We start from the raw sequence: 23,922 nt of genomic DNA on the forward strand, positions 1-23,922 counted from the left end.
CATGCAAAAACGCCCCGGTCTGGCGACCGGGGCGTTTTTCAAGGTTGAAGCAAGGGTGAAACCTTGTTCATCAACCGGCTCGACGCAGCAACCAGACACCCGCCAGCGCACAGACGCCGGCCGGAACCAGCACCGCGAACAGCGGCGAGAAGCCGAACACCAGGCTGGATGGACCCAGCAGATCCTGGACGATCCGGAAGGTGAACCCCACCAGCACACCGGTGAACACTCGCTGCCCCAGGGTCACCGAACGCAACGGACCGAAAATGAAGGAGATCGCCATCAGCACCAGCGCAGCGGTCACCAGCGGCTGCAACACCTTGACCCAAAACGCCAGCCAGTAACGGCCATTGCTCAGCCCCTGATCCGCCAAATAATGGATATAACCCCACAGGCCGCTGATCGACAGCGCTTCCGGCGCCATGACCACGGTATTCAACAGTTCCGGACTGATGGAAACATCCCAGTCTTCTGTCGGTTTGTTGACGACTTCGGTGCTGCGCTCGTGGAACAGCGTGGTGGTGATATCAGTGAGCTGCCAGTGTTTGCCATCGAATTCGGCGCGTTTGGCGAAGCTCGAACTCAGCAGGTGGCGCTCCTTGTCGAAGTGATAACGGGTCACGCCATACAACAGGCCATCGGGCTGAACGGCGTTGATATGAATGAACTCGTCACCCTGACGGTGCCACATACCGTGCTTGGCGCTCTGTGCGTCGCCACTGCCCTGTGCCAGCGAGCGATTGGCCTGGGCCATGCTCTCGGTCGCCGGGGCAACGTATTCCCCGATCAGCACGCCGGCCAGCATCAGCACCAGCATCGGCTTCATGACCGCCCAGACGATACGCCCGATGGACACACCGGCGGCACGCATGACGGTCAGTTCGCTGCTGCTTGCCAGACTGCCGAGGCCGATCAGACAGCCGATCAGCGCCGCCATCGGCAACATGTCGTAGAGCCGGCGCGGTGCGGTCAGCAGTACAAAGCTCAGCACATCGACCAGTGTGTAGGTTTCGCTGACGTCGCCCATTTCGTCGATGAAAGCAAACAGGGTGGCCAGGCCAAGAATGATCGCCAGCACCGCGATGATCGCGATGAACACGCTGCTGCCGATGTAGCGGTCGAGTTTAACCACGAGCCACCTCCAGCGCAGCGCTGCGACGGCTGGCCAGCTTCAGGCGCAGCGGTTCCCAGTACAGCAGGCCGATACCGATGGCCAGGAAGATCCCGTGCACCCACCACAGACCCAGGCTCGCCGGGATCTTGCCTTTTTCGAGGGCGCCGCGGGCGGCAATCAGGATGGTCAGGTAAGCCATATAAAGAAGAATCGCCGGCAGCAACTTGAGGAAGCGCCCCTGGCGCGGATTGACCCGCGACAGCGGCACCGCCATCAGGGTCACGATAAATACCAGCAGCGGCAGCGACAGGCGCCATTGCAGTTCGGTTTTCGCACGGATGTCGTCGCTGGCCATCAGGGTCGAGGTCGGCATCGCGTCACGATCGGTGACTTCCTCGCTGACATCCGGCTTGGGCAGCAGCACGCCATAGGTTTCGTAATGGATGGCACGGTAGTTGGCCAGTCCCGGGCTGCCGTCGTAGCGGTAGCCGTTGTGCAGGATCAGGTAACGGTTGCCGTCAGGACGGACTTCCTGCCGGCCTTTTTCGGCCACCAGTACGGAAATCCCGCGATCTGCCTGGTTGGCGCCGAGGTTTTTCTGCGAAATGAACACGCTGCCCAGATTGACCCGGTCGTCGCTCAGGGTTTCGGTGTAAGTCACCCGGGTGCCGTCGCGCAACGCCTGGAAGCGGCCCGGCTCGAGGGTATCGAACTCGGTCAGGGCGTCCTGCTTGTTCAGCAGCAGTTGGAACTGGTTGGCGCCTTGCGGGGCCAGGCTCAGGCTGAGCCACGCCACCACCAGTGCCACCAGGGTGGCCGGGAACAGGGTCATGCGGAACAGGCGCTGCTGGCTCATGCCAGTGGCCGACAGCACGGTCATTTCGCTTTCCAGATACAACCGGCCGTACGCCAGGAGGATCCCGAGGAACAGGCCCAGTGGCAGGATCAACTGCATGAAACCCGGCAGACGGTAGCCCATGATCAGGAACAGCGATCCCGGATCGAGCTGGCCCGCAGCGGCCTGGGCAAGGTATTTGATGAAGCGACCGCTCATGATGATGACCAGCAGCACGGCGCTTACCGCACTCAGGGTCAACAGGACTTCGCGGGACAGATAACGGAAGACGATCAAACCAGACACTCCAGGGTTGTCAGGCTAAGGCGGCCAAACAAGCAAACGTATCGACAGGCCCGCAAGGCAGAGCCGTCGAAAAAAGATGCGGCATTATCCTGTGATTGAGGGCGCCTGTCACTGCGCACACTCACGCAAGCGTGCAATCCGTTGAAGATCGTACAACCGAGGGTTGTCAGGCGCGGTGAGCGAGGTTCAAACTGCCGCCTCTGTCGCAGGCACTGGCCTGCGCCTCTTCTCTCTATAAGCAGGCGACGGCGGACACCGTCGAACGCCTGCATGTTGACCATTCATTCAGGGATCCGGACATGGAACTGGTTGTAAAAAGCGTTAGCCCAGAAACGTTGAAAACCGCCACCCTGGTGGTTGCCGTCGGCGAAGGCCGCAAACTCGGCGTCGCAGCCAAGCAGGTCGACGAACTGAGCGGCGGCGCCATCAGCGCTGTCCTCAAGCGTGGCGACCTGGCCGGCAAGGTCGGTCAGAGCCTGTTGCTGCACAGCCTGCCGAACCTGAAAGCCGAACGCGTGCTGCTGGTCGGCGTGGGCAAGGATGAAGAACTGGGCGACCGCCCGTTCCGCAAAATCGTTGCCGGTATCCTCAACACCCTCAAGGGCCTGGGCGGCAGCGATGCCGTTCTGGCGCTGGATGAAATCATCGTCAAGGGCCGCGACAGCTATGGCAAGACCCGCCTGCTGGCCGAGACCCTGGTCGACGGCGAATACACCTTCGATCAGTTCAAGAGCCAGAAAGCCGAACCTCGCGCACTTAAGAAAATCACCCTGCTGACCATCAAGGCCGCCCAGGCTGAAGTGCAACGCGCTGTGAACCACGCCACCGCGATCGCCAACGGCATGGCATTCACCCGCAACCTGGGCAACCTGCCGCCGAACATCTGCCACCCGACCTTCCTCGGCGAACAAGCCAAGGACCTGGGCAAAGAGTTCAAGGATCTGAAAGTCGAAGTGCTCGACGAGAAGAAGATCAAGTCGCTGGGCATGGGTTCGTTCTACGCCGTCGGCCAGGGCAGCGCCCAGCCGCCGCGCCTGATCGTCATGCAATACAACGGCGGCAAGAAATCCGAGAAACCGTACGCGCTGGTCGGTAAAGGCATCACCTTCGACACCGGTGGCATCAGCCTGAAACCGGGCGCCGGCATGGACGAGATGAAGTACGACATGGGCGGCGCCGCCAGCGTGTTCGGCACCCTGCGTGCCGTGCTGGAACTGAAACTGCCAATCAACCTGGTGTGCATCCTGGCCTGCGCCGAGAACATGCCGAGCGGCACCGCTTCGCGTCCGGGCGACATCGTGACCACCATGAGCGGCCAGACTGTGGAGATCCTCAACACCGACGCCGAAGGCCGTCTGGTGCTGTGCGACGCCCTGACCTACTCCGAGCGCTTCAAACCGCAAGCGGTGATCGACATCGCCACCCTGACCGGAGCCTGCGTGGTTGCCCTGGGCGCCCACACGTCGGGCCTGCTGGGCAACAACGACGAACTGATCGAGCAATTGCTGAGCGCCGGCAAGGCCGCTGACGACCGCGCCTGGCAATTGCCGCTGTTCGATGAGTATCAAGAGCAACTGGACAGCCCGTTCGCCGACATCGCCAACATTGGCGGGCCGAAGGCCGGCACCATTACTGCTGCATGCTTCCTGTCGCGCTTCACCAAGAACCTGAACTGGGCGCACCTGGACATCGCGGGCACCGCGTGGACCAGCGGCGGCAAGGACAAGGGCGCCACCGGCCGTCCGGTTCCTCTGCTGACCCAGTACCTGCTGGATCGCGCCAAGGCCTGAAACCGATGACTGTGAGCGGTGCCTCTTTCGAGGGGCGTCGCTTTCAGTTCAGGAACCGCAATGACCAAAGTCGACTTCTACATCCTGCCCAGTGCCGATCCCTCGGCGCGTCTGGATTTTGCCTGCAAGCTCACCGAGAAAGCCTGGCGCATGGGTCACCGCATCTACCTGCATTGCAGCGATGCCGCCCAGCGTGATGACCTCGATGCGCGACTGTGGGCGTTCAAGGGCGAAACCTTCGTGCCCCACGGCCCGGCCGAGAGCGAACCGGAAGGTTTGATCGTGCTTGGACTGGGGGATGACTGCGGCCAGCATCAGGATTTGCTCGTCAACCTGGACCTGAAAGTCCCAGCCTTCGCCAGCAAGTTCGCCCGCGTGGCGGAAGTGGTGGTGGAAGATCCGGCGATCCGTGCAGCTGCGCGGGAGAGTTTCCGTTTCTACCGGGAACAGGGCTATCCTCTGCAAGACCACCGTTTACAGCGACTCTGAGTACGCCGATGGACACTCCAAAACCGCTGCAAAAACCCGCGCACCTGCTGGATGACCTCGAGTCGATCCGCCAGCTGCTCGGTGATGACAACCTGCAACCGCCGCTGCTGACCGACACGGTCGATGATGGCGAACAGGAACAGATTCCGATGCTGTTCGACTCGGTCGCCACCGAGCCACCGGCCGTCGAACCGCCGCCAGCCCCCGTCGCAAAACCCGCCACCGCGCCCGCCGCACCTGTGGATAAAGGCCCCGACGCGCTGCTGCACCTGGACAGCGAACTGCGCGCCGCTGCGCAACTGATCATGCAAGACGTGATCGACGACTTCGCCCCGCACATTGAAAATGAAATCAAACGTCGCCTCGAGGCGCGGATGGAACGGCTTCTCGGCCAGTACGAATAATCGACGGTGGGAGCCTTCGCACGGTCGCTCCCACTTTTAGATCCCCACCCGGCCCGCCCCGCTCGCCCTGCGCCCCATGCCCCGCTATACTTCCCGGCTTTTCCTGAATAAATGCCAATAGGGTCCCGCCGCGCATGGATAAGACCTACCAGCCGCACGCCATTGAAACTTCCTGGTACAACACCTGGGAGTCCGAGAACTACTTCGCCCCGCAAGGCGCGGGCGACTCCTACACCATCATGATCCCGCCGCCGAACGTCACCGGCAGCCTGCACATGGGTCACGGTTTCAACAACGCGATCATGGACGCCCTGATCCGTTTCCGCCGCATGCAGGGTCGCAACACCCTGTGGCAGCCGGGCACCGACCACGCCGGTATCGCCACGCAGATGCTGGTGGAGCGTCAACTCGAAGCCCAGGGCCAGAACCGCCACGATCTGGGCCGGGAAAAATTCCTCGAGAAAGTCTGGGAGTGGAAGGATCAGTCCGGTGGCAACATCAGCCGTCAGATCCGCCGCCTCGGCTCGTCCGTGGACTGGAGCCGCGAGCGCTTCACCATGGACGATGGCCTCTCGGAAGCCGTTAAGGAAGCGTTCGTGCGCCTGCACGAAGACGGTCTGATCTATCGCGGCAAGCGTCTGGTCAACTGGGACACCAAGCTGCACACGGCGATTTCCGACCTCGAAGTGGAAAACCACGACGAGAAAGGTTTCCTGTGGAACCTGAAGTACCCGCTGGCCGACGGCGCAAAAACCGCCGAAGGCAACGATTTCCTGATCGTCGCGACCACCCGTCCGGAAACCATGCTCGGCGACTCCGCCGTCGCGGTGAACCCGAACGACGAGCGCTACAAAGCCCTGATCGGCAAATTTGTCGAGCTGCCACTGGTCGGCCGTCGCATCCCGATCATCGCCGACGATTACTGCGATCCTGAATTCGGCACCGGCTGCGTGAAAATCACCCCGGCCCACGATTTCAACGACTACGAAGTCGGCAAGCGCCACAACCTGCCGCTGCTGAACATCTTCGACAAGAACGCCAACGTGCTGCCTGCGGCCCAGGTGTTCAACCTCGACGGCACGCTGAACGACAGCATCGACGGCAAGATTCCGGCCGAGTACGCCGGTCTCGAGCGTTTCGAAGCACGCAAGCAGATCGTGGCCGCGTTCGACGCCGCCGGCCTGCTGGTCAGCGTCGACGATCACGGCCTGAAAGTGCCGAAAGGCGACCGCTCCGGCACCGTCATTGAGCCGTGGCTGACCGACCAATGGTACGTGTCCACCAAGCCGCTGGCCGAACCTGCGATTGCCGCCGTTGAAGACGGCCGCATCCAGTTCGTGCCGAAGCAGTACGAAAACATGTACTTCTCGTGGATGCGCGACATCCAGGACTGGTGCATCAGCCGTCAGCTGTGGTGGGGCCACCGGATTCCGGCCTGGTACGACGAGTCGGGCAAGGTCTACGTCGGTCGCGACGAAGCCGAAGTGCGTGCCAAGCACAACCTCGGCCCGGACGTTGCACTGCAACAGGACAACGACGTGCTCGACACCTGGTTCAGCTCGGGCCTGTGGACCTTCTCCACCTTGGGCTGGCCGGAAAAGACCGAGTTCCTGAAGAAATTCCATTCCACCGACGTGCTGGTGACGGGCTTCGACATCATTTTCTTCTGGGTTGCCCGGATGATCATGCTGACCATGCACCTGATCAAGAACGAGGACGGCACGCCGCAGGTCCCGTTCAAGACTGTTTATGTGCACGGTCTGGTGCGTGACGGCCAGGGCCAGAAGATGTCCAAGTCCAAGGGCAACGTCCTGGACCCGCTGGACATCATCGACGGCATCGAGCTCGAAACCCTGGTACAGAAACGTACTTCCGGTCTGATGCAGCCGAAACTGGCGAAGAAGATCGAGAAGCAGACCCGCGAAGAATTCGCCGACGGCATCGCCAGCTACGGCACCGACGCCCTGCGCTTCACCTTCTGCTCGCTGGCGTCCACCGGTCGCGACATCAAGTTCGACATGGGCCGCGTCGAAGGCTATCGCAACTTCTGCAACAAGATCTGGAACGCTGCGCGTTATGTTCTGGACAAGGGTGAAGACTGCGGCCAGAACGGCGAAGCCTGCGAGCTGTCGCTGGCGGATCGCTGGATCATCTCGCAACTGCAGCGCACCGAAGCCGAAGTGACCCGTCAACTGGATCAGTTCCGTTTCGACCTCGCCGCGCAAGCGCTGTACGAGTTCATCTGGAACCAGTACTGCGACTGGTACCTGGAACTGTCCAAGCCTGTGCTGTGGGACGAAAACGCGCCGGTCGAGCGTCAGCGCGGCACTCGTCGCACGCTGGTTCGCGTACTGGAAGTGGCGCTGCGTCTGGCGCATCCGTTCATGCCGTTCATCACTGAAGAAATCTGGCAGCGCATTGCGCCGCTGGCCGGCATTCAGGGCAAGACGATCATGCTGCAAGCCTGGCCGGTGGCCAACGAAGAGCGCATCGATCCGGCGGCCGAAGACGACATCGAATGGCTCAAGGGCCTGATGCTCGGTACGCGCAACATCCGTGGCGAAATGAACATCGGCCCGGGCAAACCGCTGCCGATCTATCTGAAAAACGTCACCGCTGAAGACCAGCGTCGTCTGACCGAGAACGAAGCGCTGCTGAAGAAGCTGGCGCGTCTGGAATCGATCACCGTCCTGGCGGCCGGCGAAGAAGCGCCGCTGTCCGCCACCGCGCTGGTTGGCGAGATGGAAGTGCTGGTGCCGATGGCCGGCCTGATCGACAAGAACGCCGAACTGGCGCGTCTGGACAAGGAAATCCTGCGTCTGCAGGGCGAAGTCCAGCGGGTCGGCGGCAAGCTGTCCAACGCCGGTTTCGTTGACAAGGCTCCGGCCGAAGTCATCGAGAAGGAACGCGCCAAACTGGCCGAAGCCGAACAGGCTCTGGGCAAACTGGCCGAGCAGCACGCGCGGATTGCCAGCCTGTAACGGCAAATCGCACTGAAAAAGGGAGGCCCGCAACGGCCTCCCTTTTTTGTGCCCGGCACTTTTCCGGCCAACAACGCGGCTCCCTGTGGGACAATAGCCGCCACTTTCAGCCCTACCCGAATCGACCACGCCCATGAACGCCCCACGTACACCGAAACCTGCGCGCAAGAAGCCTGACTCCGCCACCCCGGCCAAGCCCGTGGAACCGCGTAAAGAAGCCAGCCTGCATCCGCGCAATCGCCATCAGGGTCGTTACGACTTTCCGGCGCTGATCAAGACCACGCCGGAACTGGCGAAGTTCGTGATCACCAACCCGTACGGCAAGGAAAGCATCGACTTCGCCAGTCCCGATGCGGTGCGTGTGTTCAACCGGGCGTTGCTCAAGTCGTTCTATGGCATCCAGCATTGGGACATCCCGGCCGACTACCTCTGCCCGCCGGTGCCGGGCCGTGCCGACTACATACACTTCCTGGCTGACCTGCTGGCGAGCAACAACGACGGCGTGGTTCCGCGCGGTGCCATCGTCAACGTGCTGGATATCGGCATGGGCGCCAACTGCGTGTACCCGTTGATCGGCAACAGCGAATACCGCTGGCACTTCCTGGGCTCGGAAATCGACCCGACGGCCGTGGCCGCCGCCAGGGCCATCGTCCAGTCCAACGACCTGAGCAAGGTCATCAAGCTGCGCCAGCAGGAGAACCGCAAGCACATCCTGATCGACCTGCTGGAGCCCGGTGAGCGCTTTGACCTGACCATGTGCAACCCGCCGTTCCACGCGTCGATGGAAGAGGCCACCAAGGGCAGCGAGCGCAAATGGCGAGCCCTGGGCAAGGCCGATCCGAAGCGTAAGCTGCCGGTGCTGAATTTCGGTGGCCAGTCTGCCGAACTGTGGTGTGAAGGTGGCGAAGCACGTTTCGTGACGCAACTGATCGCCGAAAGCGCGACCCTTGCGCACAAGGTGTTGTGGTTCAGCACCCTGGTCTCGAAAGCCTCGAACCTGCCCGCCATCGAAACCGCGCTGAAAAAGGCCGGTGCGCTGGAAAGTCAGGTAGTGGAAATGTCCCAGGGACAGAAGCAGAGCCGCTTCGTCGCCTGGACCTTCCAGACCAAGTCCGAGCAGCAGATCTGGCGGCGTGAGCGCTGGGTTCGCAAGTAATACGTTTCACCTGAGGCGGCGCTTGATTGCAAGCAGCCGCCACTACTGCCGAAACACATTCGGCAGGCACAAAAAAACCGTGCCCGGATCACTCCGGCGCACGGTTTTTTTATCGCTGCGTCTTACTTGTTCACAGCGTCGGTCAGGCCTTTGGCCACAACCAGCTTGATCACTTTCTTGGCAGGGATTTCGATGGCAGCGCCAGTCGACGGGTTACGGCCAGTGCGGGCAGGACGCTCGGTCACTTTCAGCTTGCCGATACCTGGCAAGGTGATTTCGCCGCCGTTTTCCAGCTGATCGGCAACGATTTGGCCCAGTTGGTCCAGAGCGTTACGCGCGGTGGTTTTCGGCGCGTCGATAGCTTCAGCGATGTCGGCGATCAGTTGGTCTTTAGTAAGAGCCATGTAGTGTTCCTTCCCTATCAAATTCATATGGATTGCAGAGTGCAGTGTCAGCCATCGAGCCCGATCTTCTGGATCTGGCACCCTCGGCGATAACCACGACGAGTCGGGGTTATAGATGCCGAAATCAGGGTTTGGTTCGACCTGACAAATGCTGAATGCACGCTTAACGCAGTGACTACGCGTAAGACCGGGCAAAACTAGCACAGAGACAAGGAAATATCCGCCTCTAGCTAGCCAAATGGTCAGGTTTATTGCGCTAAATCGGTAAATAAATGCATAAGCGCCGCCCCATGACCCCGAATTGCCCTTCAGCCCGCGCCAAAACCAGTGGTTGCGGTACACTGAGCGCTTTTTCGGGGGAGCCCGCCCTCCTCCCTTTCACTTGCCGAGAAGCCCATGCCGATCCGTCATTGCATCGTCCACCTGATCGACAAAAAACCCGATGGCACGCCCGCAGTCCTGCACGCCCGTGACTCTGAACTGGCCGAGTCCGCCGCCATCGAGAACATGCTCGCCGACCTCAACGAGAGCTATAACGCCAAACAGGGCAAAGCCTGGGGCTTGTTCCATCCGGAGTCCGGTGCATTCCCTTTCAGCGGCTGGCTGAAGGAATACATGGAAGGCGGCAAGGACTTCACCGCATTCAGCAAAGTCGCGGTCGAGCACCTGCAAAAACTGATGGAAGAGTCGAACCTGTCAGTCGGCGGCCATGTGCTGTTCGCCCACTACCAGCAAGGCATGACCGATTACCTGGCCATCGCCCTGCTGCACCACAGCGAAGGCGTGGCGGTGACCGATCAACTGGACGTGACGCCTTCGCGCCACCTCGACCTCGGCCAGCTGCACCTGGCGGCGCGGATCAACGTCTCCGAGTGGCAGAACAACAAGCAGTCCAAGCAGTACATCTCGTTCATCAAGGGCAAGAACGGCAAGAAGGTCTCGGAATACTTCCGCGACTTCATCGGCTGCCAGGAAGGCGTCGACGGCCCGGGCGAGACCCGCACGCTGCTCAAGGCCTTCAGCGACTTCGTCGAGAGCGAAGACCTGCCGGAAGATTCCGCCCGCGAGAAGACCAAGACCCTGGTCGACTACGCCAGCAGCCAGGCCAAGCTCGGCGAGCCAATGGGCCTGGAAGAACTCTCGGAGCTGATCGACGAAGAACGTCCGAAAGCCTTCTACGACCACATCCGCAACAAGGATTACGGCCTGTCGCCGGAGATTCCGGCGGACAAGCGCACGCTCAACCAGTTCCGCCGCTTCACCGGCCGCGCCGAAGGCCTGTCGATCAGCTTCGAAGCGCACCTGCTGGGCTCGAAGATCGAATACGACGAAGAAGCCGGCACGCTGGTCATCAAAGGCCTGCCGACCTCGCTCACCGATCAGTTGAAGCGTCGCACCTGATGCTCGGCAATGTGCTGAAGAAGGTTGCACTGGTTCTACTGGTGGTCGTGGTCTATCAGAACTGGGGCAAGATCGAGCGGGTGTTCAACCCGTCGCAGATGGCGTCCGAGCAGGTCCGCGCCAACGCCAGGGTCGTGCTGTACACCACGGACTGGTGCGGGTACTGCAAGCAGACCAAGCGCTTTCTCGATCAGAAAGGGATTGCGTTCAAGGAATTCGATATCGAGAAGGACGCCGAGGCGCGCAAGGCGTACGAAGCGCTGGGCGGGCGCGGGATTCCGCTGATCGACGTCAATGGCACGTTGATTCGCGGGTTTGATCCGGACGAAATTCTTGCTGCACTGAAATGAACGAGGGAGCCAATCGGCTCCCTCATTTGTTTCAGCGTTTCTCGATTCGGAAACCGAAACGCGGGAAGTGCACATGCACTACGCCACCGCGTTCGTCTTCACGGCGCAGGATCAGCTCTTCGCGACCTGCAAATACCAGCTCTCCGGCAACCGGATCAACGCCATAGTCAGTGGCCGCGATCACGACTTGTTGGCCCGCTTCAAACCCGTTCGGATCGACAAATACTTCTTGCGGCAACGCCGCCGGGGTCGAACTGCGCGCAACTTCCAGCGCTTCTTCCGACGTCATCGCACTCGCCGCACCATGGCCGAAGCCCAGCACCCGCCCAAGCCACGCAGACACAGCCGGATAGTCATCCACCAGCGGCGCCGTCACATGCGTAGCCTTGAGGAACCACAGCGGATGCGCCATGGCGAAGTCGGCTATCGACGGCTCACCGAACAGGAAGTCACCGTCCTCACGCTGCAACTGCTGCTCCAGACGCGCCATGATGGTTGGCCAATTGTGCTTGGCCTGCTCGGCCGAAATTTTGGTCGCGCTGCCACCACTGAACAGTCCGGCACGATCGGCGAGGAAGGCCTTGATCGCTTCCGGCGGCAACTTGCCGAAACGCACCGCCACCGATTCCGGCTGAAACACCAGGCTCACTGCGTGCTGGAACACCACAGAATCGGCCCAGGCGGCGAAACTGGCGGCGATCATTTCCTGACCTTCCGGGAAGAACGAAGGCTGGGCCTTTTCCTGCTCCAGACGACGGGCGATCAACGCGGTGTCGCAATAGATATCGGCACCGATCTGCAGCACTGGCGTCTTGCGGTAACCACCGGTCAGAGCAGTCAGGTCCGGCTTCGGCATTACCGGCGAGATGTGCACCGAGCGCCAGGACAAGCCCTTGAAACCCAACAGCAGCCGGGCCTTTTCGGCGAATGGAGAGGTCGGGTAATGATGGAGGATCAACTCGGACATGCTCGGCTCCGCCGCACAGGAAGTGAACCCGCAGCTTAGCGCGCAATTCGTTCGCAGCCTACGGATCCGGCTGATGGGAACTGATCAGTCAGGTTAATAAAGCACTCGAGAGTTTTCGAAAAAAACCGTCTCAGCCGAAACCGAGATGGTTTTCCCAGTGCAATGGCCTTACATCCGGTCATCGAAGTGATCTCGCAGGAACTCGTAAAAGCGAAACGCTTTGAACGACCTCCATACGAGGCTCAGAGTACGCAGCAAAAGCTTCATACGTTTTGGCCTCCGGTTGGGGGCCAAACCTCCAGCGTGCTTACCGGACCACGTACGCCTTCGGAATACACGCCAATGTATCCAATGAGGCGGCCGGTTGTGATCCCCCTGAAAAATCATTCCGGCACGGGAGCAACCCCATGTCAGAGGGCATGAAACCGTTACGTCGATCAGCCAGACCTCAAAAGCTGCATTGGCATGCGAGCGGACGAATAGTAATCGGATTGCTATACCGTCATTTAAACAAATGAGCTCAAAATCGCATTCTCTGGAATGGGTGTTTCAAGGCTTGCCTGGTGACGTAAAGACGAATACTCTTGGTCTGCGCCAGTGTATCCAGTGAGATGCTAAACCCCGGCCGCAAACCGAGGTTTACAGAAAAAACCGCCTACAAGGGCGGTTTTTTCTTGCCTGTCGTTTATGCAACGTGTCGCCTCTACGGAAGGGATATCTACAAGGCTTGAGGGCTTATTCAGTCCGGCCGATAAGACGCCACCAGACACTCCTTCGCACTCTTTCTGAGTTTCTTGATCAACCGTTCCTGGCGCAACGCATCACTCTTGTCGCGGCACAGCTCGGTATAGACCAGCGCCATCGCCGGGCTCGAGAGAAAGAACCGTGCACCTTTACCGCTTTGATGTTTGGCAAAGCGGCGCACGGGATCATCGCTGATCCCGCAGTACAGCGAACCGTTGGCGGCGCGAACGAGGTAGACGAACCAGGACTTGCTCACTGGAACGTCGGCTTCGGGAGGATTTTCGCTGAGGCTGGTCACGGGGCAATTCAGGCGCAAGGGAAACAGGCGGCGATCTTATCAGCGACTCGCCTGAAATGCCTTCAGCCCTTTCAGCGCCTGGGTGCGGACGGCGTTGCGCACCAGCGGCGTCCAGCCCAGCAGCAGGCCCTTGAAGCCCAGTGCCTGACGAGACCAGCGCCACAGGTCGAAGTGGTCGTGGTGTTCACAGATCTTGCCGTCGCGGAAGACGAAGCGTGCCTGGATGTCGTTGATCACGACGTTGCCGGTCTGGCTGAACAGGTAGGTCGCCACCCAGTGGGCACCGCCGCTGCGCTCGTCGGCGCGGACGTTGTCGAAGGTCAGGGAGAAGTCCTTGGCCCGGGTGGTGAGCATGCGCCACATGTCGCCGGCATCGCGGCCGCGCAGCTCGCCGAAGGCCGGATCGCTGAACACCACGTCGTCGGTGTAGCAGGCGGCCATGGCCTCGGCGTCGAGGCGCTGGAAAGCCTGGTAGAAACGGGTGATCAGGGCGCTGTGGGCTTCTTCACTCATGGGCAATCTCCAGGAAATGTACAGATTGCCAGCACGATAATCCGCAAACGCCCGAAACACTATCGGCATTCGCATTCCGAATACCGATAGCCAATAAAACCTGTGGGAGCGAGCCTGCTCGCGATGGCTGATTGTCAGTCGACATCATGGCTGGATGTCAGGGCACTATCGCGAGCAGGCTCGCTCCCACAATTGTTTCCTGCATCAGACCTTTTCGCTTTCGACCTGCACGTAAAGCGCACGCCCGGCACCGAGGCCGGCAAGGATCGCACCCGCCCCGACGATGCCGAAGATCCAGCCCACGGCGTTCCAGCCACCGGTCCAGTCGTGCACCACGCCGACCGCGAACGGCCCCATGGACGCGAGGGTATAGCCGAAGCCCTGGGACATGCTCGACAGGTTCGCCGCGACATGGGAGTCCCGCGAGCGCAACACGATCAGGGTCAGCGCCAGGCTGAACGTACCGCCCTGCCCCAGGCCCAGCAGGATCGCCCATCCCCACAAGCCTTCGATCGGCGCGTAAAGGCAACCGAACAGTCCGCCGAGGGTCAGCGCCATCACCACCACGATGGCCAATCGTTGATCCTTGCCGCGCGTGGCCAGCCATGGCGCTGCCAGGGAACTGGCAAGCTGGATGATCACCGAACCGGACAGCACCAGACCGGCCTGAGTCGGCGTAAGCCCGCGACCGATCAGGATCGACGGCAACCAGCCGAACACGATGTAGGCCAGCGACGATTGCAGGCCCATGTACAAGGTCACCTGCCAGGCCAGCGGATCACGCAACAAGCCACGCACCCGATAGGCGACGTTGTGCGCGCCGTGTTTCTGGCCGATTTGTGGCAGCCAGAACACCGCCGCGACCAGCGCCGGAATCACCCAGAAGCCGAGGCCCATGGCCCAGCTGTGATCGAAGTGCTCGCTCAACGGCACGGTCGAACCCGCCGCCATGGCCGCGCCCAGGCACAGGGCCATGGTGTAGACACCGGTCATTGTGCCGGCGTGTTTGGCGAAGTCGCGCTTGACGATGCCCGGCAGCAGCACGCCGATGATGCCGATACTCGCGCCACCCAAGACACTGCCGGCAAACAGGCCGATTTCACCGAAGTTGCTGCGCAGGATGATGCCGCCAGCCAGTGTCAGCAGAATCCCCAGCACCACCCGCTCGGCACCGAAACGTCGCGCCAGCACCGGAGCCAACGGAGCGAACAGACCGAGACACAGCACCGGCAACGTCGTCAGCAACCCCGCCTGAGCGGCAGACAAGCCAAGACTTTTCGACACTTCACTGAGCAGCGGCGCCATGCTCGACAGCGCCGGGCGCAGGTTCAACGCCACCAGAATCAGCCCCAGCAGCAACAGCCACGGGCGCCGCACCAGCGGATGACTTTGCTGCACCTGCTCGTCATCGGCCTCGGCATCAATCAGCAGCTCCTCCAGTTCGGCGGTGCGCTTGGGGGCGTTGGCGGCTTCAGGGCGGGACATGGTTTTCTCGGTTTCAAGGTTCATTGATCAGTTGCCTCGACAGGGCCTTGGCCCGTTCCGGATCGCGCTGTTCGACGGCTTCGAACAAGGCGATGTGCAAATCGAAGACTTCCTGTCGACGAGGGACGATGTTCAGGGTCTGGCGCAATTGCGCGCCGACGATGCTGGAGAAATAGCGATACAGCTCGCTGAGGGCCGGGTTGTGCGCGGCATCTACCAGTCGGCGGTGAAACACCAGGTCACAGGCGATGTAGCTGTCGAGGTCACCGTGATAGTGGCTGCCGGCAACGCCAAGCGCCTCGCGCAGCCCTGCCAGATCCTCATCGGTACGGCGCAACGCCGCCAGGCCGATGGCCTCGACTTCAAGGATGTGCCGAGTTTCCCGGGCCTGATCCAGCGAGCATTTGGACAGCGCCTTGAGCGTGTCCATCGGATCGACCACCGCCCGCAGGTAACTGCCGTCGCCCTGACGGATTTCGATTAACCCGGAAAACGCCAGCACCCGCATCGCCTCGCGCACGGTATTGCGGCTGATGCCGAGTTCGGCGCACAGCTCGGGTTCGGTCGGCAAACGCTGACCGACCTGCCAGGTGCCGTCGGTGATGCGCTGACGCAATTGATCCAGGGCCTGGTCGACCAGGGATCGCTTAATGAGTGGAGAAATTTCTGACATAGGATTCGCCCTTTCATCCAATCATGGGATGAATTTTCTGACATGTTAGTCAGCTCCGTGTAGGACGGCAACCACCTAGGTTGATTGGGAGGGAAATGAAGCGGGATTTTCGATTGGTCAAAATTACCCTTTAAGGGTAATTTCAGGGACAGGGTTTTGGTTTCTTATGGAAAAGAACACACCCCATTACGACTTGGCGGTGATTAAGGCTGAGGTCAGGCGACTTGGCAAAAAAGCCTTCACCAGGTCTTCAGCAAAATCCGGTGAGAAGCTCGGCTTTAGCTTCAGAGAGATGCAAGAGATCGTTTTCGAGTTACAGAACAGGATGTTGTACAAATCCATGACCACTTATGACGATCATCGAGTCTGGCAGGACGTGTATCACATCACTTCACAAGATCAGGAGATTTACATCAAGGTGACCTACCGCCCAGGCGGCCCACCGGTAATTTCCTTCAAGGAGAAAAACCCATGAAAACCCAGCAATGTGTCAGCTGCGGTGCACGTGAGGGAATGCTGCATTTCGAGGGTCGCGCCGAAACCTTGAGTGTCAAAGGCATGGAGCGCCGTGTAGATAATCTTTCTGGCTGGGAGTGCCAGAAGTGCGGTGAAGTCGAGTGGGACTTCGACACTGACAGCGCAGAACGTTATGGGGAAGCAGGTGATGAACTGGTATTCGCTGCCAGGCAAATGATCGGTGACGAGATGAGGCGTATCCGTCGAAAATTGCACCTTACGCAAAAAGAGACGGTGCAATTATTGTCGGGTGGTGGACATAACGCTTTCTCTCGCTACGAGCGCGGTGAAATATTGCCTCCCAAAGCACTGATACTGCTGATGCGACTGTTGGATCGTTACCCGTACTTGCTGACCGATGCAAAGTCTCTTGGTGAAGGGGCAGACTTGAGAGGCTTCACGCACACCGTTCACAAAGAACACGAAACCCTCACCGTGTCCTGATCCCCAAAAAAACAAACCCGGCACAAGGCCGGGTTTGTTTTATGCATCAGATATCAATGCAGAATCTGACTCAGGAACAACTTGGTCCGATCATTCTGCGGATTGTCGAAGAAGTCGTTCGGTGCCGCCTGCTCGACGATTTCGCCCTTGTCCATGAAGATCACACGGTTGGCCACGGTGCGGGCAAAGCCCATTTCGTGGGTCACGCAGAGCATGGTCATGCCGTCTTCGGCCAGACCGATCATGGTGTCGAGAACTTCTTTCACCATCTCCGGGTCGAGCGCCGAAGTCGGCTCGTCGAACAGCATGATTTTCGGTTTCATGCACAGCGCGCGGGCAATCGCCACACGCTGCTGCTGACCGCCGGACAGTTGCCCCGGGAACTTGTGCGCCTGCTCCGGAATGCGTACGCGTTCCAGGTAATGCATGGCGATTTCTTCGGCCTTGCGCTTGGGCATCTTGCGCACCCACATCGGCGCCAACGTGCAGTTCTGCAGAATGGTCAGGTGCGGGAACAGGTTGAAGTGCTGGAACACCATGCCGACTTCACGACGGATCGCTTCGATCTGCTTGAGGTCGTTGGTCAGCTCCACGCCATCGACCACGATGCGGCCCTGCTGGTGCTCTTCCAGACGATTCAGGCAGCGGATGGTGGTGGACTTGCCGGAACCGGACGGGCCGCACAGCACGATACGTTCGCCCTGCCTGACGTTGAGGTTGATGTCTTTCAGCACGTGGAACTGGCCGTACCACTTGTTCACGCCCTGCATCTGAATGATGCCTTCAGGGCCCACTGGCTTTTTGATTGCTTCGCTCATCGAAAAAACTCCTAACGCTTGTGGCCAGTGTCGAGCTTGCGTTCCAGATGCATGGAATAGCGCGACATGCCAAAACAGAAAATCCAGAACACCAGGGCGGCGAACACGTAGCCTTCGGTGGCCATGCCCAGCCATTTCGGATCGGCAGCGGCTTGCTTGACGCTGTTGAGCAGGTCAAAGAGGCCGATGATGATCACCAGGCTGGTGTCCTTGAACAGCGCGATGAAGGTGTTGACGATGCCGGGAATCACCAGCTTCAGGGCTTGCGGCAGAATCACCAGGCCCATGGCACGCCAGTAACCGAGGCCCATCGCGGCAGCGGCTTCGTACTGACCTTTGGGGATCGCTTGCAGACCGCCGCGTACCACTTCGGCGACGTAGGCCGACTGGAACAGGATCACGCCGATCAGCGCCCGCAGCAGCTTGTCGAAGTTCATGCCTTCAGGCAGGAACAGCGGCAGCATCACCGAAGACATGAACAGCACGGTGATCAGCGGCACGCCGCGCCAGAACTCGATGAACGTCACGCAGACCACACGAATGGCCGGCATGTTCGAACGTCGTCCCAACGCCAGCATGATCCCCAGCGGCAACGCACCGGCGATACCGACGGTGGCGATCACCAGGGTCAGCATCAGGCCGCCCCACTGACTGGTGGCAACGGCGCTCAGGCCGAACACGCCGCCATGCAGCAGGCACCAGGCAACGATCGGATACACCACCAGGAAGCTCAGTCCGTACACCGCTTTACGCGGCACACGCTTGATGAACAGCGGCGCCACGCCGATGACCGCCAGCCACACGGTCAGGTCCACGCGCCAGCGCAGGTCCGCCGGGTAGTAGCCGTACATGAACTGGCCGAAACGCTGCTCGATGAACACCCAGCAGGCGCCCGCCTTGGTGCAGTCGGCGCGGGTGGTGCCGACCCAGTTGGCATCGAAGATCGCCCAGCTGAGCAACGGCGGAATCACCAGGTAAATCAGGTAGAACGCAAACAGGGTCAGCAGGGTGTTGAGCCAGCTGGAGAACATATTCGCGCGGATCCACGCCATCGGGCCGAAGACCTTGGCCGGCGGTGGCATGTCGGGTTTGAAAGTATGAGTACTCATGCGCTATTCCTTACCGCTCGATCAGCGCAATGCGCTTGTTGTACCAGTTCATCAGCAGGGAAATGCTGATACTGATCGCCAGGTACACGCTCATGGTGATGGCAATGACTTCGATCGCCTGGCCGGTCTGGTTCAGCACGGTGCCGGCGAACAGCGAAACCATTTCCGGGTAACCGATACCGGCCGCCAGCGAGGAGTTCTTCGCCAGGTTCAGGTATTGGCTGGTCAGCGGCGGAATGATCACGCGCAGCGCTTGCGGAATGATCACCTTGCGCAGGGTCGGACCGTTGCGCAGGCCGAGGGAACGGGCCGCTTCGGTCTGGCCGTGGCTGACCGACTTGATCCCCGAACGCACGATCTCGGCGATGAACGCCGCGGTGTATACGGTCAGGGCCAGGGTCAGGGCCAGCAGTTCCGGGATCAATACCCAGCCGCCGACGAAGTTGAAGCCTTGCAGCTTCGGCATTTCCCAATGCAGCGGCGCGCCGAAGATCAGCGCGCACAGCGTCGGGATCACCAGGAACATCGCCAGGCCGACCCAGAACTTGTGGAACGGCTCGCCGGTTTCCTCGAAACGTTTGTTGGCCCAGCGGCTCATCAACACGATGGCAACGATAGCCACCACGACGCTGACAACGAACGCCCAGAAGCCGTCGGCCATCTGCGCGGCCGGCATGTTCAGGCCACGGCTGCTGACGAAGAAGGTGTCGCCGAAGTTGTGACTGTTGCGCGGGCCCGGCATGGTCAGGAACACCGCGAAATACCAGAACAGGATTTGCAGCAGCGGCGGAATGTTGCGGAAGACTTCCACATACACGGTCGCCAGTTTGCTGATGATCCAGTTCGGCGACAGCCGCGCCACACCGATGATGAAGCCCAGCAGGGTCGCCAGGATCACGCCGATGAAAGTCACCAGCAAGGTGTTGAGCAGGCCGATCACGAACACGCGGGCATAGCTGTCGGCTTCGGTGTAGGAGATCAGGTGTTGAGCGATGCCGAACCCGGCACTGCGCTCCAGAAAGCTGAACCCGGACGTGATGCCCCGGTGCTGCAGGTTGGTCTGGGTGTTGTCGAACAGATACCAGCCCATGGCGACCACCGCCACGACGGTGATGATCTGGAATAGCCACGCACGCACACGCGGATCGCTGAGGCTGAACCTCTGCTTTGGTGCGCCGATTGAATTTTGCATGAAGTGCCCCGCAAGAAATGGAACAGAACATCACCCGGCGGTTGGCCCGCCGGGTGATAGAACCATTAGCGCACTGGTGGTGCGTACTGAATGCCGCCGTTGTTCCACAGCGCGTTCAGGCCACGGTCGATTTCCAGCGGAGTGCTCTTGCCGAGGTTTTTCTCGAAGATTTCGCCGTAGTTACCTACCTGGGAAACGATTTTCACCACCCAGTCCTTCGGCAGTTTCAGGTCCTTGCCGTACTCGCCGTCGCCACCCAGCAGACGGGCAACGTCCGGGTTCTTGGTGGACTTGGCTTCTTCGAGTACGTTTTTCGAAGTGATGCCGGCTTCTTCAGCGTTCAGCAGCGCGTAACCAACCCAACGAACGATGGCCAGCCACTCGTCGTCGCCGTTACGCACGACCGGGCCCAGAGGTTCCTTGGAAATGGTTTCCGGCAGAACCACGTAGTCCTTCGGCGAAGCCAGCTTGCTGCGCTGGGCGAACAGTTGGGACTTGTCGGAGGTCAGCACGTCGCAACGACCGGATTCCAGCGACTTGGCGCTTTCATCGGAGGTGTCGAAAGTGATCGGGGTGTACTTCAGGCCATTGGCGCGGAAGTAGTCGGACACGTTCAGCTCGGTGGTGGTACCGGCTTGAATGCAGATGGTCGCGCCGTCGAGTTCCTTGGCACTTTTCACGCCCAGCTTGTTGTTGGCCAGGAAGCCCACGCCGTCGTAATAAGTGATGAAGCCAGGGAATTTCAGGCCCATGCCCGCGTCACGGGAGCTGGTCATGGTGGTGTTGCGCGACAGGATGTCGATCTCGCCGGACTGCAGCGCGGTGAAGCGCTCCTTGGCGTTCAACTGACTGAACTTGACCTTGGTCGCATCGCCGAACACGGCAGCGGCCACGGCACGGCAGACGTCGGCGTCGATGCCGAGGATCTTGCCGGTCGAATCCGGTACGGAGAAGCCTGGCAGACCGTCGCTCACGCCACACTGCACGAAACCTTTCTTCTGTACCGCATCCAGGGTTGCACCCGCCTGAGCGAACCCGCTGACACCCAGTACTGCAGCAGCAGTCACGATCGCCAGCGTGGATTTCAACATCTTCATTCAAACCTCCAGTTTTGCTCTTGTTGTGTCGGAGCTTGAGTCCAGTCGCACCCTTTTGAGGCGTTGTTGACCCGTGTTGGCTTTTTATGGGGTCAACCGACGCAGGACCTTCGCTATGAGTCTAGTAGGAGAAAATCCACATCATGGACAACTCACTTCTCACCAGTCGGCCGAACGGGCGGTAGCCCTTTCACGTTCGCGAAGCCCGTTGCGGCCATTGGCGAACATCCATCACCGGATTCTTTGCTATCCCGTCGCCGGGCGTTCACTGATAGTGTTACCGCCAGGCGCGAGATCGATTGCACGACTACCTCATAGCAAAGCCCGTACCACACCGCTCGCTGAAGCGATTGAGCGACAGGTCAATAGCAAAACTTGTAGCCTTGCGACATCTTCTTAACGGATCAACTGGGCGCGCACCCCAATCACGCACTTAATGAGAGCGCCCGCACATTTTTGGAGCAGCCATGACCGAGCCCTTGATTCTTCAGCCTGTTAAGGCAGCCGACGCCTGCGTGATCTGGCTGCACGGCCTCGGCGCCGACCGCTACGACTTCCTGCCGGTGGCCGAGGCCTTGCAGGAAAGCCTGCTGAGCACGCGCTTCGTCCTGCCTCAGGCGCCGACCCGCCCGGTGACCATAAATGGCGGATATGCCATGCCGAGCTGGTATGACATCAAGGCCATGAGCCCGGCCCGGGCCATCGACCGCGATGAGTTGGAAGCGTCCGCCGATCACGTCATCGAATTGATCGAACAACAGCGCGCCAGCGGAATAGACGCTTCGCGAATTTTCCTCGCCGGTTTTTCCCAGGGCGGCGCCGTGGTCTACCACACCGCTTTTCTGAAATGGCAGGGACCGCTGGGCGGCGTGCTGGCGTTGTCGACCTACGCGCCGACCTTCAGTGACGAACTGGAGCTGTCCGCCAGCCAGCAACGGATTCCGGCACTGGCGCTGCACGGCCAGTTCGACAACGTGGTGCAGAACTCCATGGGCCGCACGGCGTATGAGTATCTGAAGGCTCATGGTGTCACCGTGACATGGCAGGAATACCCAATGGAGCACGAAGTGTTACCCGAAGAAATTCGCGACATCGGCGTGTGGCTGAGCGAACGTCTGCGCTGATCGTCCGGGGTTCGATTTTCCGGTGGTCGGGCCCCTTTGATCATCCCACTACGCCGCGCCCGTTTCTTGCATTACACTGGCCGGCGTACATTCCTTAACCAATTGATGAGATGACCGTGCTCAAAGCACTCAAGAAGATGTTCGGTAAAAGCGAGGCTGAGCAGCTCGCGCCCGCTCCCAGTGCGCCGTCGCACGCCCCCGGCCATCGCAGCGATGGCAAACAGGCCGACCGCCAGGCTCCCGTAGCCACACCGAAACGCGAACCGAAAACCGACCCTGTCGCCGCACCGGTCACTGAACCGGCCCGCAGCGAAGCACCAAAACCGGCCAAGCCACGCCGCGAACCGAAGCCCAAGGCGCCGGTCATTCCCTGGAAACTCGAAGATTTCGTCGTCGAGCCACAGGAAGGCAAGACCCGTTTCCACGATTTCAAACTCGCCCCGGAATTGATGCACGCCATCCACGACCTGGGTTTCCCGTATTGCACGCCGATCCAGGCCCAGGTGCTGGGTTTCACCCTCGCCGGCAAAGACGCCATCGGCCGCGCCCAGACCGGTACCGGCAAGACCGCCGCGTTCCTGATCTCGATCATCACCCAGCTGTTGCAGACCCCGCCGCCGAAAGAGCGCTACATGGGCGAGCCACGGGCGCTGATCATCGCGCCAACCCGCGAGCTGGTGGTGCAGATCGCCAAGGACGCCGCCGACCTGACCAAGTACACCGGCCTCAACGTCATGACGTTCGTGGGCGGCATGGACTTCGACAAGCAGCTCAAGCACCTCGAAGCCCGCCACTGCGACATCCTCGTCGCGACCCCGGGCCGTCTGCTCGACTTCAACCAGCGCGGCGACGTGCATCTGGACATGGTCGAAGTGATGGTGCTGGACGAAGCCGACCGCATGCTCGACATGGGCTTCATCCCGCAGGTACGGCAGATCATTCGCCAGACCCCGCCGAAAAGCGAACGCCAGACCCTGCTGTTCTCCGCGACCTTCACCGATGACGTGATGAACCTCGCCAAGCAGTGGACCACCGACCCAGCCATCGTCGAAATCGAAGTCACCAACGTGGCCAACGAAAACGTCGAACAGCACATCTACGCGGTGGCCGGTGCCGACAAATACAAACTGCTCTTCAACCTGGTCAACGACAACGGCTGGGAGCGGGTGATCGTGTTCGCCAACCGCAAGGACGAAGTGCGCCGCATCGAAGAACGCCTGGTACGCGACGGCATCAACGCCGCGCAACTGTCCGGCGACGTGCCGCAGCACAAGCGGATCAAGACGCTTGAGGGTTTCCGCGAAGGCAGGATCCGCGTATTGGTCGCCACCGACGTGGCCGGTCGCGGCATCCACATTGACGGTATCAGCCACGTGATCAACTTCACTCTGCCGGAAGTGCCGGACGACTACGTGCACCGCATCGGCCGTACCGGTCGCGCGGGCGCCGATGGCGTGTCGATCAGCTTCGCCGGCGAAGACGACTCCTATCAGTTGCCGTCCATCGAAGAAAAACTCGGTCGCAAGATCAGCTGTGAAACCCCGCCGACCCATCTGTTGCGGGCAGTTGAGCGCAAGCGTCCTCAGTAAACGACGCCATAAAGAGAAGCGCAGCCGGCAACGGACTGCGCTTTTTTTTCGCCCGGATATTGTTCAACAAAACTAAAAGTCCATAATGGACAAATTAGTTTAGAAACAGTCTCCGGAGTCCGA

The 23,922-nt window shown here is 60.4% G+C and carries 23 protein-coding genes; 11 read left to right on the forward strand and 12 right to left on the reverse strand.

The genetic code is table 11. The features are described 5' to 3' along the window. Positions 1 to 70: 70 nt before the first annotated feature. Both lptG and lptF read right to left on the reverse strand, forming a co-directional pair. A complete protein-coding gene (gene lptG, locus M5B44_RS03455; protein ID WP_248738232.1) occupies positions 71 to 1,132 on the reverse strand; it encodes an LPS export ABC transporter permease LptG in 1,062 nt (353 codons plus the stop codon). Continuing rightward, positions 1,125 to 2,246: an LPS export ABC transporter permease LptF gene (gene lptF / locus M5B44_RS03460; protein ID WP_085711668.1), complete on the reverse strand. Its 1,122-nt coding sequence runs from the start codon at positions 2,244 to 2,246 to the stop codon at positions 1,125 to 1,127. Before lptF ends, lptG begins: the two co-directional genes overlap by 8 nt. 308 nt (positions 2,247 to 2,554) lie before the next feature. Between lptF and M5B44_RS03465 the strand changes: the two genes are divergently transcribed. The 5 genes from M5B44_RS03465 (at position 2,555) to rlmF (ending at position 9,075) form a co-directional block, all read left to right on the forward strand. Further along, the gene (locus M5B44_RS03465) at positions 2,555 to 4,045 is read left to right on the forward strand and encodes a leucyl aminopeptidase (protein ID WP_114881502.1); all 1,491 of its coding nucleotides are present in this window, start codon (positions 2,555 to 2,557) and stop codon (positions 4,043 to 4,045) included. 60 nt (positions 4,046 to 4,105) lie between these two features. Further along, positions 4,106 to 4,534, forward strand: a complete 429-nt coding sequence (locus M5B44_RS03470; RefSeq protein ID WP_248738233.1) for a DNA polymerase III subunit chi — start codon at positions 4,106 to 4,108, stop codon at positions 4,532 to 4,534. Positions 4,535 to 4,542: 8 nt separating this feature from the next. Continuing rightward, positions 4,543 to 4,938 (forward strand): DNA polymerase III subunit chi, encoded by a 396-nt coding sequence (locus M5B44_RS03475; protein WP_085711671.1) that lies wholly within the window; start codon positions 4,543 to 4,545, stop codon positions 4,936 to 4,938. Positions 4,939 to 5,072: 134 nt separating this feature from the next. Continuing rightward, the gene (locus tag M5B44_RS03480) at positions 5,073 to 7,919 is read left to right on the forward strand and encodes a valine--tRNA ligase (RefSeq protein ID WP_248738234.1); all 2,847 of its coding nucleotides are present in this window, start codon (positions 5,073 to 5,075) and stop codon (positions 7,917 to 7,919) included. 133 nt (positions 7,920 to 8,052) lie between these two features. Next, complete coding sequence (gene rlmF / locus M5B44_RS03485; protein ID WP_085711673.1) at positions 8,053 to 9,075, forward strand: 23S rRNA (adenine(1618)-N(6))-methyltransferase RlmF; 1,023 nt, start codon at positions 8,053 to 8,055, stop codon at positions 9,073 to 9,075. 122 nt (positions 9,076 to 9,197) lie between these two features. On the opposite strand, the gene M5B44_RS03490 is transcribed toward rlmF, so the two are convergent. Beyond that, complete coding sequence (locus M5B44_RS03490) at positions 9,198 to 9,479, reverse strand: HU family DNA-binding protein (RefSeq protein ID WP_003221909.1); 282 nt, start codon at positions 9,477 to 9,479, stop codon at positions 9,198 to 9,200. 396 nt (positions 9,480 to 9,875) lie between these two features. Here M5B44_RS03490 and yejK point away from each other — a divergent pair, with 396 nt between their 5' ends. Both yejK and M5B44_RS03500 read left to right on the forward strand, forming a co-directional pair. Next, complete coding sequence (gene yejK, locus M5B44_RS03495) at positions 9,876 to 10,880, forward strand: nucleoid-associated protein YejK (protein ID WP_248738235.1); 1,005 nt, start codon at positions 9,876 to 9,878, stop codon at positions 10,878 to 10,880. Then, positions 10,880 to 11,230: a glutaredoxin family protein gene (locus M5B44_RS03500; protein WP_248738236.1), complete on the forward strand. Its 351-nt coding sequence runs from the start codon at positions 10,880 to 10,882 to the stop codon at positions 11,228 to 11,230. Before yejK ends, M5B44_RS03500 begins: the two co-directional genes overlap by 1 nt. Before the next feature lie 31 nt (positions 11,231 to 11,261). Here the strand turns inward: M5B44_RS03500 and M5B44_RS03505 are convergent, their stop codons facing one another. The 5 genes from M5B44_RS03505 to M5B44_RS03525 all read right to left on the reverse strand — a co-directional run bounded on the left by M5B44_RS03505 (position 11,262) and on the right by M5B44_RS03525 (position 15,910). Next, positions 11,262 to 12,197 carry a glutathione S-transferase family protein gene (locus M5B44_RS03505; RefSeq protein WP_248738237.1) on the reverse strand — a complete coding sequence of 312 codons (936 nt, stop codon included), beginning with the start codon at positions 12,195 to 12,197 and terminating at the stop codon, positions 11,262 to 11,264. Positions 12,198 to 12,936: 739 nt separating this feature from the next. Further along, positions 12,937 to 13,239: a GIY-YIG nuclease family protein gene (locus M5B44_RS03510; protein WP_248738238.1), complete on the reverse strand. Its 303-nt coding sequence runs from the start codon at positions 13,237 to 13,239 to the stop codon at positions 12,937 to 12,939. 39 nt (positions 13,240 to 13,278) lie between these two features. Continuing rightward, positions 13,279 to 13,752: a nuclear transport factor 2 family protein gene (locus M5B44_RS03515; protein ID WP_248738239.1), complete on the reverse strand. Its 474-nt coding sequence runs from the start codon at positions 13,750 to 13,752 to the stop codon at positions 13,279 to 13,281. Between the two features lie 204 nt (positions 13,753 to 13,956). Then, the gene (locus M5B44_RS03520; RefSeq protein ID WP_248738240.1) at positions 13,957 to 15,261 is read right to left on the reverse strand and encodes a CynX/NimT family MFS transporter; all 1,305 of its coding nucleotides are present in this window, start codon (positions 15,259 to 15,261) and stop codon (positions 13,957 to 13,959) included. Then, positions 15,251 to 15,910: a FadR/GntR family transcriptional regulator gene (locus tag M5B44_RS03525; RefSeq protein ID WP_248738241.1), complete on the reverse strand. Its 660-nt coding sequence runs from the start codon at positions 15,908 to 15,910 to the stop codon at positions 15,251 to 15,253. The genes M5B44_RS03520 and M5B44_RS03525 overlap by 11 nt, the downstream gene beginning before the upstream one ends. A 166-nt stretch (positions 15,911 to 16,076) precedes the next feature. On the opposite strand from M5B44_RS03525, the gene M5B44_RS03530 reads away from it, so the two are divergent. Then, the gene (locus M5B44_RS03530) at positions 16,077 to 16,385 is read left to right on the forward strand and encodes a type II toxin-antitoxin system MqsR family toxin (RefSeq protein ID WP_248738242.1); all 309 of its coding nucleotides are present in this window, start codon (positions 16,077 to 16,079) and stop codon (positions 16,383 to 16,385) included. Further along, positions 16,382 to 16,870: a type II toxin-antitoxin system MqsA family antitoxin gene (locus M5B44_RS03535; RefSeq protein WP_248738243.1), complete on the forward strand. Its 489-nt coding sequence runs from the start codon at positions 16,382 to 16,384 to the stop codon at positions 16,868 to 16,870. The genes M5B44_RS03530 and M5B44_RS03535 overlap by 4 nt, the downstream gene beginning before the upstream one ends. 53 nt (positions 16,871 to 16,923) lie before the next feature. Here the strand turns inward: M5B44_RS03535 and M5B44_RS03540 are convergent, their stop codons facing one another. From M5B44_RS03540 to M5B44_RS03555, 4 genes are all read right to left on the reverse strand, one after another. Then, positions 16,924 to 17,688 (reverse strand): amino acid ABC transporter ATP-binding protein, encoded by a 765-nt coding sequence (locus M5B44_RS03540; RefSeq protein WP_114881492.1) that lies wholly within the window; start codon positions 17,686 to 17,688, stop codon positions 16,924 to 16,926. Positions 17,689 to 17,699: 11 nt separating this feature from the next. Then, on the reverse strand, positions 17,700 to 18,797 hold the full coding sequence (locus M5B44_RS03545) for an amino acid ABC transporter permease (RefSeq protein ID WP_096819186.1): 1,098 nt from the start codon (positions 18,795 to 18,797) through the stop codon (positions 17,700 to 17,702). A gap of 10 nt (positions 18,798 to 18,807) precedes the next feature. Then, positions 18,808 to 19,989 carry an amino acid ABC transporter permease gene (locus M5B44_RS03550; protein WP_248738244.1) on the reverse strand — a complete coding sequence of 394 codons (1,182 nt, stop codon included), beginning with the start codon at positions 19,987 to 19,989 and terminating at the stop codon, positions 18,808 to 18,810. Positions 19,990 to 20,054: 65 nt separating this feature from the next. Then, the gene (locus tag M5B44_RS03555; RefSeq protein WP_085711685.1) at positions 20,055 to 21,086 is read right to left on the reverse strand and encodes an amino acid ABC transporter substrate-binding protein; all 1,032 of its coding nucleotides are present in this window, start codon (positions 21,084 to 21,086) and stop codon (positions 20,055 to 20,057) included. A gap of 467 nt (positions 21,087 to 21,553) precedes the next feature. On the opposite strand from M5B44_RS03555, the gene M5B44_RS03560 reads away from it, so the two are divergent. Both M5B44_RS03560 and rhlB read left to right on the forward strand, forming a co-directional pair. Continuing rightward, positions 21,554 to 22,210 carry an alpha/beta hydrolase gene (locus M5B44_RS03560; RefSeq protein WP_085711686.1) on the forward strand — a complete coding sequence of 219 codons (657 nt, stop codon included), beginning with the start codon at positions 21,554 to 21,556 and terminating at the stop codon, positions 22,208 to 22,210. Between the two features lie 110 nt (positions 22,211 to 22,320). Continuing rightward, positions 22,321 to 23,799, forward strand: a complete 1,479-nt coding sequence (gene rhlB, locus M5B44_RS03565) for an ATP-dependent RNA helicase RhlB (protein ID WP_085711687.1) — start codon at positions 22,321 to 22,323, stop codon at positions 23,797 to 23,799. Positions 23,800 to 23,922: the final 123 nt, after the last annotated feature.

Source organism: Pseudomonas sp. MWU12-2029 (assembly GCF_023242425.1).
Taxonomy (GTDB): domain Bacteria; phylum Pseudomonadota; class Gammaproteobacteria; order Pseudomonadales; family Pseudomonadaceae; genus Aquipseudomonas; species Aquipseudomonas kribbensis.

Coding starts and splice junctions, on each gene's coding strand:
- M5B44_RS03465 (WP_114881502.1), top strand. CDS start 2,555: ATGGAACTGGTTGTAAAAAGCGTTAGCCCAGAAACGTTGAAAACCGCC.
- M5B44_RS03470 (WP_248738233.1), top strand. CDS start 4,106: ATGACCAAAGTCGACTTCTACATCCTGCCCAGTGCCGATCCCTCGGCG.
- M5B44_RS03475 (WP_085711671.1), top strand. CDS start 4,543: ATGGACACTCCAAAACCGCTGCAAAAACCCGCGCACCTGCTGGATGAC.
- M5B44_RS03480 (WP_248738234.1), top strand. CDS start 5,073: ATGGATAAGACCTACCAGCCGCACGCCATTGAAACTTCCTGGTACAAC.
- rlmF (WP_085711673.1), top strand. CDS start 8,053: ATGAACGCCCCACGTACACCGAAACCTGCGCGCAAGAAGCCTGACTCC.
- M5B44_RS03490 (WP_003221909.1), bottom strand. CDS start 9,479: ATGGCTCTTACTAAAGACCAACTGATCGCCGACATCGCTGAAGCTATC.
- yejK (WP_248738235.1), top strand. CDS start 9,876: ATGCCGATCCGTCATTGCATCGTCCACCTGATCGACAAAAAACCCGAT.
- M5B44_RS03500 (WP_248738236.1), top strand. CDS start 10,880: ATGCTCGGCAATGTGCTGAAGAAGGTTGCACTGGTTCTACTGGTGGTC.
- M5B44_RS03505 (WP_248738237.1), bottom strand. CDS start 12,197: ATGTCCGAGTTGATCCTCCATCATTACCCGACCTCTCCATTCGCCGAA.
- M5B44_RS03515 (WP_248738239.1), bottom strand. CDS start 13,752: ATGAGTGAAGAAGCCCACAGCGCCCTGATCACCCGTTTCTACCAGGCT.
- M5B44_RS03520 (WP_248738240.1), bottom strand. CDS start 15,261: ATGAACCTTGAAACCGAGAAAACCATGTCCCGCCCTGAAGCCGCCAAC.
- M5B44_RS03525 (WP_248738241.1), bottom strand. CDS start 15,910: ATGTCAGAAATTTCTCCACTCATTAAGCGATCCCTGGTCGACCAGGCC.
- M5B44_RS03530 (WP_248738242.1), top strand. CDS start 16,077: ATGGAAAAGAACACACCCCATTACGACTTGGCGGTGATTAAGGCTGAG.
- M5B44_RS03535 (WP_248738243.1), top strand. CDS start 16,382: ATGAAAACCCAGCAATGTGTCAGCTGCGGTGCACGTGAGGGAATGCTG.
- M5B44_RS03540 (WP_114881492.1), bottom strand. CDS start 17,688: ATGAGCGAAGCAATCAAAAAGCCAGTGGGCCCTGAAGGCATCATTCAG.
- M5B44_RS03545 (WP_096819186.1), bottom strand. CDS start 18,797: ATGAGTACTCATACTTTCAAACCCGACATGCCACCGCCGGCCAAGGTC.
- M5B44_RS03550 (WP_248738244.1), bottom strand. CDS start 19,989: ATGCAAAATTCAATCGGCGCACCAAAGCAGAGGTTCAGCCTCAGCGAT.
- M5B44_RS03555 (WP_085711685.1), bottom strand. CDS start 21,086: ATGAAGATGTTGAAATCCACGCTGGCGATCGTGACTGCTGCTGCAGTA.
- M5B44_RS03560 (WP_085711686.1), top strand. CDS start 21,554: ATGACCGAGCCCTTGATTCTTCAGCCTGTTAAGGCAGCCGACGCCTGC.
- rhlB (WP_085711687.1), top strand. CDS start 22,321: ATGACCGTGCTCAAAGCACTCAAGAAGATGTTCGGTAAAAGCGAGGCT.